Below are 12,134 nucleotides of genomic sequence, written 5' to 3'. Positions count from 1 at the left end.
GTCCATGGGTTTTTTTCTCTAGGTTACTCGCGCCTCACGTACTAGCATCACTTTACGTGATAAGTATCGATTACTCGATTGGCAATACTCACGAATTTTTGCCTGTGCTAGACTACCTTTATACTGTAGCACAATAAATACCACAATGCCAAGGGAAAAGATACTAAGGGTAAGGCTTTCAAATAGAGAGTTTGAGACACTTAAGCAATATGCATTGCAGACGGATAGGATGATTTCAGAGGTGGTTCGAGATTGGATAAAGGACATAAAAAAGCCATCCTGGAAGGACGGGGCTTGAGACCCACTAATTCCGGTCAAAATTTGGGTTTACATTCGGTTGTTATTACAGGTATTGGTCTAATCTCAGCATTAGGTGGTTTAGAACAGAGTTGGCGACGACTGCTTAATGGTGAGTCGGGGATTCGTCCCTATCAACCCTTTCCAGAATTACCCGTTCGACCCTTGGCGCTAATCGATCGCGTACCAAGTTCCTTAACAACGTTGACTCAGTTCATCGTAGCCGATGCTCTCGCCGATGCCGATCTTCAGACACCGATGCCGAATTGTGGTGTGGTGATTGGCTCGAGTCGTGGCTGTCAGGCGTCTTGGGAAGAGTTGGCAAGAGCCGCAGCAGAGCCGGGAAGTGGCGGGGTAGGGAAGCTATTTTCTCGTCCCCATTCCCCTTGGTTCAAGGGAGAGACTTGGTTAGAGACATTGCCACACCAAGCCGCGATCGCAACGGCTCGTCAAATAGGCTCTAGGGCACCTGTAATCGCACCAATGGCAGCTTGTGCAACGGGAATTTGGGCGATCGCACGGGGGTTTGAACTCATCCAAATGGGTCAATGTCAACGGGTTGTTGCGGGTGCGGTGGAAGCCCCGATTACCCGGTTAACGTTGGCAGGATTTGACAAAATGGGGGCTTTGGCAAAAACAGGGGCTTACCCCTTTGACCAACGACGGGACGGTTTAGTTTTGGCAGAAGGCGGGGCGGTTTTGGTTTTGGAGTCAGCAGAATTGGCGTTAAATCGTGGTGTGCCAATTTATGGGCAAATATTAGGTGTTGGATTCAGTTGTGATGCATACCATGTTACTACGCCAAAGTCAAGCAGCAAGAGTGCGATAAGCGCAATCCAGCAATGTTTAGACCGAAGTCATCTTTCCCCAACTGAAATTGACTATATTCACGCTCATGGTACAGGGACTCGGTTAAACGACGAAAATGAAGCCCAGTTAATCGAGTATTTGTTTCCCCATGGAGTGGCAGTAAGTTCAACCAAGGGAGCCACGGGTCATACCTTAGGTGCTTCTGGCGCGATGGGTATCGCGTTTTGTTTGATGGCACTTAAAGATCAGATATTACCGCCTTGTGTGGGATTGGGCAAACCAGAGTTTGATTTAGATTTGGTGACCCAAGCACGTCGGCACAACGTTCGCCAGGTATTGTGTTGGAGTTTCGGTTTTGGGGGTCAAAATGCAATTGTGGCTTTGGGGCAGTCGCGCTTCATGAGCCTCAAACCCTTACCAATGATAAATGATAAATGACGATCCTCACCATTCACATTAACCCCTGCTGAGGGGACTTATTCATTTTGGCGTTGATTTTCTGCGGTCAAGGAAGTTGGATTACTCATTTGCAGCGCCGTTTCCGTATCCGTACCCGTCTTTTCCCAAATTGCCTCTAACACAGAATTTTCATCCAGTCCAGCGCTCATGTAAGCTAGATTTTCGCTGGCAACGGCTGCCTTCGCTTGGGCAGCGATGTCTGGATATTTTTGGAAGACGGCTTGGAGGACTTGATCTCGGCACTGGAAGAGTTCATCATACCCAAAAACGCGATCGCACTCCCAGAATTGAACCGCTAATTGATGTCCGGCTAACGCTGATTTAACAGTAGCTAGAATCTCAGCGTCCCCGTAGGCATTTTCGACAATGGGTGTCAGATCATGTATATCTTCGCCATATTCTTTGGGATGAATATCACCTTCAATTTTGATTTTGATCACACGCAACTCCTCAAGCGCCGTTTCCAGAGGCGGTGGGATGACGGGGGGTGAGGTTTTATTGGCGATTTTTGCCGAACGCTTGGCATTTGTGTTTTCTGAACGCACGGATAGTATGCTCAGTACACAGCCTACGAGTAAGGTAACTGTCATGAAGATCAGCGCTAATTTCTTAAATTGCATCTGTCAAACTATTAAAATAAATGGATTAAAAACCCGCTTGAGTTTATTATTCCCAAGTCCCTAGCCGAAAATCACCAAAGCCATTTTAAGTAAACGAGTTTTAATCTTTAGGCTAAATGCTGAAAGGAGGATGGCACAATTCTAACATCATGTTTGCGCCATGTGGTAACTTTATTTTTGCTCAAATTTATTCTTGAACTTTAAAATTAATGAACTTAATCTAATTTTATTTTTCATAAAACTATTAACTATTTTTTAGTCTTGAAAATATATAGTGGATTTCATGGAGGTTAAAATATTATAGAAAATATATGAGATATTAGAAGAATACTCTTCTATCTTCTGCCTGTTTAAGAGTAATCGCAGCGGGTATTCCTTCCGGAGCATCCCCTTAAAGGAAATGAGCGTCCCTGCCAACAGGCTTATGCATAAGGCATGAGACTTATCAGTGTGTGACGCTAATACCAGCGATTGCCAGCTTCTTTATCACCATTGGTGCTAGCACAATTAACACCTTGAGCCACACAGGGGCAAGAACGAGGCTAACAAACAGGCAAATCATGGCGGTAAACACTGCGGCTAGCTGGACGATTTCTTCTGTCGTGTTAACAACCACACAAATTGCTGCGAAGGTGATTGTTAAGGTTATCAATAAAACCAAAAGCATAATAACTCACCAGGGTAGATACGATTGAGCGATGGTTTTCGTTCCTGTGCCTGATAAGACTTATACCTGTCTCTCCACTCTCCTTTTGACTGGCGACTGGGTTCTGATGCGAGGAACAATCAACCATCCCTTCTCAACGACTACAAATTTTTGGGTGGGAGTGTCAAGAGTTATCTAGGGTTTCACACAAGCTTCATGAAAGCTTCATGAAGACCTCATGAAAGCTTAATAATAAGATTAATGGTAGCCAAGTTGAATCTCAACACTTGGCTAAATCCTATCGAGTTTCATCCCCAAGTTAGTTGCGCGATTACCCAAAGGATAGTTTTGAACTGACAAATGGAAATAAGTCCTAGAGGAGAGGTTAGATCTAGGCTCTTAATCTTACAATCTATGAAGAATCAACCCGCAGAGCTATCCATGATTATCTCTACCGATATCCAGATCCCCTTTTCTCGTTCCATTGTCTTTGCCACCTACCGTGACAGATTAATGGAGTTAATTCCCTATATGACTAATGTTCGGAACATTGAGGTGAGGTCTCGTTATCAAGAAAATGCATGTATTCACACCGTCAATGAGTGGCACGGTGGTGGCGAGATTCCAGCCCCTGTTAGAACACTGCTGAGCAAAGATATGCTGAAGTGGACAGAATATAACACCTGGAATGAGTCAGATTATACTCTGGCATGGAGTATCAAAACTCACGCCTTTACCGAAGCCGTCCACTGCGCTGGCAAGAATCGCTTTTTGAATGATCGTGGTCAGACGTTGATTGAGAGTCGTGGCGAAATAAGGATTGATCCCAAGCGGATTCAAGGAGTCCCACCGTTACTAAAAAACAAGGTTGCATCAGTGGTTGAGGATTTCCTGAGCAAAAAAGTTGAACCCAACTTGCTACAGATGAGCGAGGGAGTACGTCAATACCTAGACCAACAAACGATTAAATATAAACTTGCTTAAAGCGGTTTTAGGGTTATGACGAAGGATATGTTTGGTCAACCCATGTTAGCTGACTTAGCCCTGAATAAAAATTTCCTGCTAGCAACTATTCCGCATCTACGGAGTCATAACTCGCGTTGATACCACTTGAAAATTATAGAACGGTCAACTCCCAAAGTTACGGCTAGTTTGTTCTGACTTAGGTGGAATTTGGGATTAATTTTACCGCCAAAGGCAATGTTTATCTGGTGGAATCTTCGGGAACAGCAACCCTTAAGGTTAAAGTGAGTTAGAAGATGAACAAGTAGAAACGGTTGTCAAGGCTGATGAGTTGGGAACAGGTAAAGCGAGCGACAGTTGCGATCGCGGCGGCTGAGGATGGTATTATCCAGGGGACGGGGTTTTTTGTCTTGTCTGACGGTTATTTGCTTACTTGCGCCCATCTGATGGAAGCCCCTGGGGGATGGGAACAGGTACGAGTGCAAGGGAAATCCGTCACCTTATCTGCACTGAGTGAGTGGGAATTTCGGTCAAATTAGCCAATCTCACATCATTGGTAAACAATCTTGCATTTAAAAATTGTGCAGTTGCAGCAATTATTGCATCAGGAAGCCTCAGTCTGTATTGTTTCCGAAATGTAATTGCTAAATCTTTGATATTACTCTCAAGTTCCACCACTGTAATCTTAGCTAAGAAATCCCGAATCTGTACTTCTTCATCTGAACTGAGACTGGGATAGGATAACAATTCAATTTCAGTAATTACTGACACAAAATATTGTCCTGACGGTAACGGGTTAGTTAAACGCCCCCCTAAGAAGTACAAAACTACATTCGTATCCAGTAAAATTAAATTCTGCGTCAATGCCACTCATCCCTCATTTGCTGCTGATACTCCAAAGGGTCTTGAGTTAATTGAATCACACCTGCATACTGGTTTAAATTAAATTCTTGTTTTTGTTGTAATTGATAAGCCTCTAATAATTGCTCAATTCTCTGCCAATCCTGATAATCAATCAACACCGCAACAGGACGCATCGCTTCATCAGTCACAATTTTTTTCTTAAAACTGAGCATAAAAGTCCACTTCATAACAACATCTAACGTTTCTATCGTAGCTCCAAAGCCAAAACATTGTAGAGACGTTGCATGCAACGTCTCTACAATCTGGACATAACTTCCCTTCAGTCTTCCTGATCACTCTTGAGGAAATCACCCACGTACAATCGGATAAATTCTGCTGCTGCATCAGGATTGAGGCTATGAAGTGCCTCAGCAATCTGCACCACGGTTTCAGCTGAGGGATCTCGATTTTCGTGAAACCAGTGAAATACAACTGAACGATCAACCTTCAAAGTTACGGCTAGCTTGTTTTGACTGATGCCGTATGTCTCCAATGCTTGTCTGAGAGCTTTTCCCGCTTTTCCCATACCTCTAATCGTGTCAGAGGATGATCCGCAAGTAAATGTTGTTGGAACTCACAACATCTGGCAGAATTGATCTAGATGTTGTTGGAACCAACAACATGGTTGGGTATAAATCAGGTGAACTCAAATGCAAACGTACTTTGTTCCGAATGAGAATCAATTGCCCTCTGCTGAGGTTTCTATTCAGACTTCTACTGATCCGGTTTCCAGGAAAGAATATATTAAGGTGATGGTGATTGGTTCCCGTAAAGGGATCAACAGCATTATCAAAACGCTGCATCGCTTACGGTTTGCGGAGGTGAGGGAATGGAGTCCACCGATTCCTTATGGTGCTTCTGGAGAAATGATGAGTCTTTTGAGGCGACAGATCATGGTGGATTGAATCCTAGGTGTGATTCACTGGCGCGATCGCTTGGCTTCACAGGCTGTGGGTAGGGTAGGCGGAAGATGCGATCGCGCCAGCGATTTCATATCGTAGTGAAGCGACGGTTATAATAGGGTATGGCAATGTTCCCTACCACAGCTTAGGGATAATTAATTGGGTAAAGAGCGCTCTCTACCTAACATAGGAAAACTATGGACAACGTATTGGCGTAGCACACCTAATTTGACGGATTAACCTTGCATGAAGGAACCGTAGGGACACCACCCTTGCGCCCGATTCAATGATCAAATCTATTCCACCATTTTAGCTGTGTCAGTCCAGTAGGTTGGGTTGACGCCTCATGCCAAGAAAATCTAGACTAAAGCCCTGACTACGAACCTCCCTTTCAAACCGATTGCCACAGCTTAATTTTGCGATCGCTCCCCGCACTGACGAGAAGATCCCCATGGGGACTAAATCCTAGAGAACGAACGGGTTGGGAATGTCCTGAGAGCTTGGTTAATCGTTGACCTTTTTGAACATCCCATAGTTCAATAAGCAAACCACTTCCACTAGCGAGAACTTGACTATCGGGACTAAATGCCAAAGCCGCTACGCCGGGTAACTCAGGAGCAAACGTCCGTAATAATTTACCCGTTTGTGGATTCCAGAGTGTTATTGCTCGACTGCTACCACTAGCAAGCATCAGACCATCTGGGCTAAATTCTAGGCAGGTAATACTCATAGATTGATTGGTAAACGTGAGTAGCGGTTTACCATTGTGAGGATTCCACAATTCTAGGGTGCCATTCAAACTGCCCACGGCACAACTATGACCATCGGGGTTAAAGGCAATATTTCGGACTGAATTGGAGTTTCCGGCTAAAATACGCAGGAGTTTGCCTGTCCGTACTGCCCAGAGTTTAATTTCACAGTCCCCACTACTAATTAAGATCTGACCGTTGGGACTAAATACAATATCCCGCACTCGGTCAGTACGATTAATAAACGTATTGATCAGTTTTCCGGTGCTGAGTGACCACAGCTTGATGGTTTTATCAGAACTGCCACTGGCTAAAATCTGACCATTTGGACTAATTGCCACACAGGTTACGCGGTGGCTATGTCCAGTTAGGTTATGTAAGGGTTTGCCGAGGCGTAATGCCCACAGTTTAATCGTTTTGTCATAACTGCCACTGGCTAAGGTCTTACCATCTGGACTAATGGCAATGGCACGAATCTCATCTGTATGTCCAGAAAGAGTCCGGCGCAGCTTCACCTTTTCCCAGGGATTGGGTGAAATTGAAAGTGGCAATAACTGAGTAATCAGAGACATCAGTCCTTTGGCTTTGGACTGAATTGGCGATCGCTTCAAGATCGGAATCGATGCCGGTGGCGGTAAGGAAGGGGGGGGAGCAATAATTTCTTCAATACAACGACGAATCATCGCCGATGTTTGCGGTCGCTGACCCGGAAATGTCGCCATGAGATAATCGACTAAATCCGCTAATTCTTTGGTCATCTGCGGCGCACTCTCTCGCCATTGCAATTTGCCAGTACGGGGATGAGACTCGAAATCGTTGGGGGATTTGCCTGTGAATAAGTAGACAAAGGTGCGACCTAGAGCAAAGAAATCGGACTGCGCCACCGCTTTGCCCTCCATTTGCTCCGGTGGTGTATAACCACTAGAGATAATGACTGTGCCTGTGGCATTTTCTTTTTGCCGTTGTAAGTAGGTTTCGGTGATCTCCCGTACCGCTCCAAAGTCGATTAATGCCAGTTGTCCATTGGGTCGCAGGATAATATTAGAGGGCTTGATATCTCGATGGATTAGGTCTTGTTGGTGCAGTTGTTCCAAAATATCCACCAGTTGTTTCAACCATGCGATCGCCTGGTCTTGACTGAGGGTAGGTTTTTTTCGAGCTGATCGCCACTGCTTTAACGTGATCCCCTCAATTTTCTCCATGACTATGCAGTGCAGGGCGGCGTCTGTCCCCTGTGACCAGACAAAATAGCCATCTGACTCAACTCTAGGAATACCCGGATGCTGAAGCCGACTTAAGACCGTGGCTTCCCGTTGGAAGAGGGATACAGCTTTTTCTTGGGCATCATAGCTATAGAACCGATCCAGTTTCAGAACTTTCAGGACTTTGGCAACTCCCTGATCATCGACTTCAAAGGTTTGACTAAACCCGCCTTTACCGAGTGTTCGCAGGACTCGATAACGGTTTTGAAGCAACAGGTTGGGATATATCATGAGAGGGGTTTGAAACAGTAATCTTGGCTACCTAGCAGTATCACCTATCTGCTATTTAAAACTCATACAATTCCTGACATAACCGGACATTTAGGTTTACTTACTGCTTCTACCAGGGCTGTCGGCAGCATCCTGTCCACAGTCGTTGAGTTCCGAGCGACGCGCCCTTGCCAAGTGTTGAAATCGCGACACTTAACTGAACCACACCTTTGAGAGCGAAAGACCCTATCGCTCAAGTTCATTGGTCGAATGTATCCACAGTCTGAACACATCTTCGATGAAGGGAACAGACGCGCCATGGCGCGTCTGTTCCACTGTGCCAAACACTGACTGTTTGTATGTGAGTTGACGACAATCAACAGGCAACCCTTGTACATTTAATATATTTTCTTTAATGTTAATGTATTATGTCATTATTTTTACCCTAAATGTTGGAAGATTTGAGTGAATGTCCGTAGGGTCAGACTCTTTTTTTATAGAGTGTTCTGTGTTTAATCCAACAAATGGCAGATAATCTCAGAAAATGTCGGCAAAATCATTGTCCTAGGTCATCCTCTTTTTGCTTCGCCACTTATGCCAAACCTCTAGGGTTTGCTTACAATCTGCCTTCAATCGCATCCAGCAGGTTGATCACGTTAAGCCGTGCATATCCCACAATTGGGTCAGATGTTCCTTCTAGTATAGAAAGAATCGCTTTGAGTTGATCTTCTAGACTATCTGAACCTTTTAGTAAATACAATCGATCTCTGACGCGGGTAAGAATTAGGCGAATTTGCAGCGTTTTCAGTTCATCCGATACCCGTTCTTTGACTAAAGCATGGCTCCTAAGTAGCCCCAGTTGACTTAAGGATTTTGTTTGGCAAACGGTTAAAATTTGCTGGCAAACCTGCTCGATAAATTGATTGGTGGCATATTTCAACAGAGCCGGCTGAATGGTGAAAATCACTTCATTGGCTTCGGTATTGGGTTCTTTTTCCAAAAGCGATCGGCGTTTGAGTGATTCCAAAGCGGCAAGGAGTTTTGATAAGGATGTTACCGAAAATTTCATTGCCTCTTTTAATTCTGAGATAGAAAGGGGCTGATTTTCCAGCGCTAACCAATAAATAATTTCCTGTTCTAATGGAGATAAACGCTGGAATTGTTGATTAAAAACATTCGGCAGAATATCGCCTATAATTAATGTGCTTTGATCTAAAAATTCAGAGATATTTCCGTCAAATATTTCTTGAATTGTTGTCGCCATAATTTTTAGGGCTAACGGATTGCCGCGATAAAGCTGAATCAGGGCATCGGCGCTTGACTTTAAGGATGAAAATCCTTTGGTTTCTAAGATTCGTTTAGCATCCTCGGCACTTAAGCCTTTGAGTTTCAGTTCTCGAACGGGAAGTTTTTCACCAGCTAATGAGGCTATTTCTATGGGTTTTTCCCGACTAATTAGCAGTAAACAACTTTGATGACGTTCTTCAGCCATGCGCCGAATCAGTTCCCCATAGTCTTGATACCCTTCTCGATAATGTCCGGCTAACTTGCCACTACTCATGATAGTTTCCACATCATCAAGGAGTAACAAACAGCGATGGCGTTGCCCGAAGTCCATCAGTCGCGAAATTTGACCGTTGACTGTCTCCGGTAACTCTCCTTCCTTACCCTCCGATAAAAAGTCGATCACCTCAGCCAGAAGATCACTAAGGGGTGAAGCATGACGTAGCGATCGCCAGATAACATATTCAAAGGAAGACTGAATCTGCTCGGCTAACTTCGCCGCTAGGGATGTTTTACCAATTCCCCCCATTCCTAAGAGTGCCACGATGCGACAGCGTTCTTTCAAAACCCATTGGTCTAGCTGTTCTAGTTCCGCCGTGCGACCGTAAAAGATGGAGATGTCAATCGTTTCTCCCCAATCTTGACGACTATGGGAGGGTGTAGTATTTGCTTGAGCGACAATTTCTTCCCAGTTGAGTCCTAAAACGTGACAGTATGCTTTAAAGGCATGAGCGCTAATGGGTTGTCTTCCGGCTAAAAACCGCTTCCATGTACCTTGGGAGAGTCCATTTGCATAAGGTCCCCCAGAATGCCACGGTTTACCCGGTTCTAGTATTCGACTAGCCTCAAGCAAGCAGGTGTCGTCATCATCAAGACTCCAACTCCACCCCTTTTCATTTCTGGCTTGCTTGATTTGAGCGAGTCCCCATTGAGAGGCTTTAAGAGTCGGCACTTTTTTACCCTACTTTTGCCATTTGTCAAGATCAATTTTAGCTTATTTGGCGATAGGTTCCCTACGCCCTACTCGCAGGTAGACGTGGGATAAATCGCGCCTTGTGAAGAAACTGGTTTCCATTCTACCCTGATCGGGTTATCCTACTATGATTGAACAAAAATCTTGGCATTCCCCACCCGTCTACACGGTGGGGATGGAGAAGAACCCCTAGTCATGCAAGTGAGGGAGTGTCAATAGCAAGGGTAAGGAATTCCATTTTTCCTCGCCTCTCTGGTCTTTCCTCTACCCGAAGCCTCCGCACCCCCGCACCGGGTGTCTATTCTCTAGTAGCAATTTTAGGTCTGGGTCTAAACTGGATAATTGTGCCAGCACTTGAGCGGGTTAGACGGTTGCTCCAGGTTTAATGTGAATTTTTGTAACAAAACCGGATATATGGGCGCGGATGGTTTCTTTGGCACCTTCGCGGGTTGGCAGGTGTAGGCAAAAATACGTTTCATGCTCATATATTTGATCGAAAACACAATCCCATGGTAATGAACAGTTCAGAACAAATTCAAGCCGCCGCAAAAGCACTCCGTCCAATTTTTGAAGACATTGATATAACGGTCAAGCAAAATCTGAAAAAAGTCCTGAATGCCTTTCGCCATTATCGGGTTGGTGTGCATCACTTTACTGGGGTGAGTGGTTATGGTCATGATGACTTAGGTCGCCAAACTTTAGACCAAGTGTTTGCTAAAGTCATGGGTGCTGAGGCGGCGGCGGTGCGAGTCCAATTCGTTTCCGGAACTCATGCGATCGCCTGTTGCTTGTTTGGGGTATTGCGTCCCGGTGACGAGATGGTATCGGTGGTGGGTGCGCCTTACGATACCTTAGAAGAAGTCATTGGTGTCCGGGGTCAAGGTCAGGGATCGTTACAGGAGTTTGGTGTTGATTATCGTCAGTTAGAATTAACCGCCGCAGGAACAATTGATTGGCAAGCTTTAAAAGAATCCATCGGACAACGCACACGCTTAGTCTTAATTCAGCGGTCTTGTGGTTATTCCTGGCGTCCCAGTCTCTCAATAGCGGATATCGAAAAAATTGTCCAGTACGTTAAACAGCAAAATCCGGATACGATTTGTTTTGTCGATAACTGTTACGGCGAGTTTATTGAAGATAAAGAACCCCCAGCCGTTGGTGCAGATTTAGTGGCGGGATCTTTGATTAAAAATCCCGGTGGCACCATTGTCACAGCGGGGGGATATGTTGCCGGAAAAGCAGAATTGGTTGAAGCCGCAACCTGTCGATTAACCGCACCCGGAATTGGCAGTTCTGGTGGGGCGACATTTGACCAGAATCGGTTATTATTTCAAGGACTTTTTCTCGCACCGCAAATGGTGGGAGAGGCGATGAAAGGAAATCATTTAACCGCTTATATCTTTGATCAGTTAGGCTATCCCGTAAATCCTAAACCCATGACACCTCGCCGGGATGTAATTCAGGCAATTGAGTTAGGTTCACCGGAAAAATTAATCGCCTTTTGTCGGGTAATTCAGCAATATTCTCCGATTGGTTCCTATCTCGATCCCGTACCCGCCCAAATGCCGGGATATGAGAGTCAGTTAGTCATGGCTGGAGGAACGTTTATTGATGGGAGTACCTCGGAGTTTTCCGCTGATGGACCGTTGCGAGAACCTTATATCGTATTTTGTCAAGGGGGAACCCATTGGACTCATGTCGCGATCGCACTAGAAGCGGCGATAGAAGCAATATAAGGTGGGGGAATTCGTCAACTTACAGCCCTCACCCCCAGCCCCCTCGTTCCCATCCCCCCTAACCCCCCTTTGAAAGGGGGGTTAGGGGGGAATGTGGGGAGAGGGGAGTAAGAGGGAAGTCGGGAAAGTAATGATTTGGCACACCTTATTTTATGAATTACAATTCCATCCAGAAATTGTAGGGGCGCATGGCGTGCGCCCAATCCGATCGGTCAATTAGACAAAGGTAAACGCCCTGCCAAAAGTGCTTTCGTGGCAGATTCTCCAGCTAGACGCAACTGTCGCCTTAACTGCCAATTTAACCCACCAAAGATAATCAC

The 12,134-nt window shown here is 45.2% G+C and carries 14 protein-coding genes; 6 read left to right on the top strand and 8 right to left on the bottom strand.

What is annotated here, in order from left to right; genetic code table 11:
* The first annotated feature begins 321 nt into the window (after window positions 1-321).
* The gene (locus RLO19_RS16880) at window positions 322-1,545 is read left to right on the top strand and encodes a beta-ketoacyl-ACP synthase (RefSeq protein WP_446358206.1); all 1,224 of its coding nucleotides are present in this window, start codon (window positions 322-324) and stop codon (window positions 1,543-1,545) included.
* 38 nt (window positions 1,546-1,583) lie between these two features.
* Here the strand turns inward: RLO19_RS16880 and RLO19_RS16875 are convergent, their stop codons facing one another.
* Window positions 1,584-2,186 (bottom strand): hypothetical protein, encoded by a 603-nt coding sequence (locus RLO19_RS16875; protein ID WP_446358199.1) that lies wholly within the window; start codon window positions 2,184-2,186, stop codon window positions 1,584-1,586.
* Between the two features lie 445 nt (window positions 2,187-2,631).
* Window positions 2,632-2,853 carry a hypothetical protein gene (locus RLO19_RS16870; RefSeq protein ID WP_446335908.1) on the bottom strand — a complete coding sequence of 74 codons (222 nt, stop codon included), beginning with the start codon at window positions 2,851-2,853 and terminating at the stop codon, window positions 2,632-2,634.
* A gap of 420 nt (window positions 2,854-3,273) precedes the next feature.
* Between RLO19_RS16870 and RLO19_RS16865 the strand changes: the two genes are divergently transcribed.
* The 3 genes from RLO19_RS16865 to RLO19_RS16855 all read left to right on the top strand — a co-directional run bounded on the left by RLO19_RS16865 (window position 3,274) and on the right by RLO19_RS16855 (window position 4,334).
* Window positions 3,274-3,816: a hypothetical protein gene (locus RLO19_RS16865; protein WP_446335915.1), complete on the top strand. Its 543-nt coding sequence runs from the start codon at window positions 3,274-3,276 to the stop codon at window positions 3,814-3,816.
* A gap of 182 nt (window positions 3,817-3,998) precedes the next feature.
* On the top strand, window positions 3,999-4,088 hold the full coding sequence (locus RLO19_RS16860; RefSeq protein ID WP_446358197.1) for a CU044_2847 family protein: 90 nt from the start codon (window positions 3,999-4,001) through the stop codon (window positions 4,086-4,088).
* A gap of 33 nt (window positions 4,089-4,121) precedes the next feature.
* Complete coding sequence (locus RLO19_RS16855) at window positions 4,122-4,334, top strand: hypothetical protein (RefSeq protein WP_446358195.1); 213 nt, start codon at window positions 4,122-4,124, stop codon at window positions 4,332-4,334.
* Here RLO19_RS16855 and RLO19_RS16850 read toward each other — a convergent pair.
* The 3 genes from RLO19_RS16850 to RLO19_RS16840 form a co-directional block, all read right to left on the bottom strand.
* Entirely contained in the window at window positions 4,291-4,665 is a 375-nt protein-coding gene (locus tag RLO19_RS16850; protein ID WP_446358193.1) for a type II toxin-antitoxin system VapC family toxin, read from the bottom strand. The two genes, RLO19_RS16855 and RLO19_RS16850, sit on opposite strands and share 44 nt — an antisense overlap.
* Window positions 4,656-4,871 (bottom strand): hypothetical protein, encoded by a 216-nt coding sequence (locus RLO19_RS16845; RefSeq protein ID WP_446358204.1) that lies wholly within the window; start codon window positions 4,869-4,871, stop codon window positions 4,656-4,658. The genes RLO19_RS16850 and RLO19_RS16845 overlap by 10 nt, the downstream gene beginning before the upstream one ends.
* Before the next feature lie 107 nt (window positions 4,872-4,978).
* The gene (locus RLO19_RS16840) at window positions 4,979-5,224 is read right to left on the bottom strand and encodes a helix-turn-helix domain-containing protein (RefSeq protein WP_446350323.1); all 246 of its coding nucleotides are present in this window, start codon (window positions 5,222-5,224) and stop codon (window positions 4,979-4,981) included.
* A gap of 124 nt (window positions 5,225-5,348) precedes the next feature.
* Here RLO19_RS16840 and RLO19_RS16835 point away from each other — a divergent pair, with 124 nt between their 5' ends.
* Window positions 5,349-5,603: a hypothetical protein gene (locus tag RLO19_RS16835; RefSeq protein WP_446358191.1), complete on the top strand. Its 255-nt coding sequence runs from the start codon at window positions 5,349-5,351 to the stop codon at window positions 5,601-5,603.
* A 388-nt stretch (window positions 5,604-5,991) separates the two neighbouring features.
* Here the strand turns inward: RLO19_RS16835 and RLO19_RS16830 are convergent, their stop codons facing one another.
* The 3 genes from RLO19_RS16830 to RLO19_RS16820 form a co-directional block, all read right to left on the bottom strand.
* The gene (locus RLO19_RS16830; protein ID WP_446358189.1) at window positions 5,992-7,842 is read right to left on the bottom strand and encodes a protein kinase domain-containing protein; all 1,851 of its coding nucleotides are present in this window, start codon (window positions 7,840-7,842) and stop codon (window positions 5,992-5,994) included.
* Between the two features lie 62 nt (window positions 7,843-7,904).
* Window positions 7,905-8,141 (bottom strand): zinc ribbon domain-containing protein, encoded by a 237-nt coding sequence (locus tag RLO19_RS16825; RefSeq protein ID WP_446358187.1) that lies wholly within the window; start codon window positions 8,139-8,141, stop codon window positions 7,905-7,907.
* Between the two features lie 296 nt (window positions 8,142-8,437).
* On the bottom strand, window positions 8,438-10,057 hold the full coding sequence (locus RLO19_RS16820) for an NB-ARC domain-containing protein (protein WP_446358185.1): 1,620 nt from the start codon (window positions 10,055-10,057) through the stop codon (window positions 8,438-8,440).
* 530 nt (window positions 10,058-10,587) lie between these two features.
* Between RLO19_RS16820 and RLO19_RS16815 the strand changes: the two genes are divergently transcribed.
* A complete protein-coding gene (locus RLO19_RS16815; protein ID WP_446358183.1) occupies window positions 10,588-11,814 on the top strand; it encodes a methionine gamma-lyase family protein in 1,227 nt (408 codons plus the stop codon).
* Window positions 11,815-12,134 lie beyond the last annotated feature (320 nt).

It is taken from the genome of Coleofasciculus sp. G2-EDA-02, from assembly GCF_040226375.1.
In the GTDB taxonomy this organism is placed as follows: domain Bacteria; phylum Cyanobacteriota; class Cyanobacteriia; order Cyanobacteriales; family Coleofasciculaceae; genus Coleofasciculus.
The sequence above is the reverse complement of the archived record's forward strand: the minus strand, read 5'-3'. Positions and strand labels throughout refer to the sequence as shown.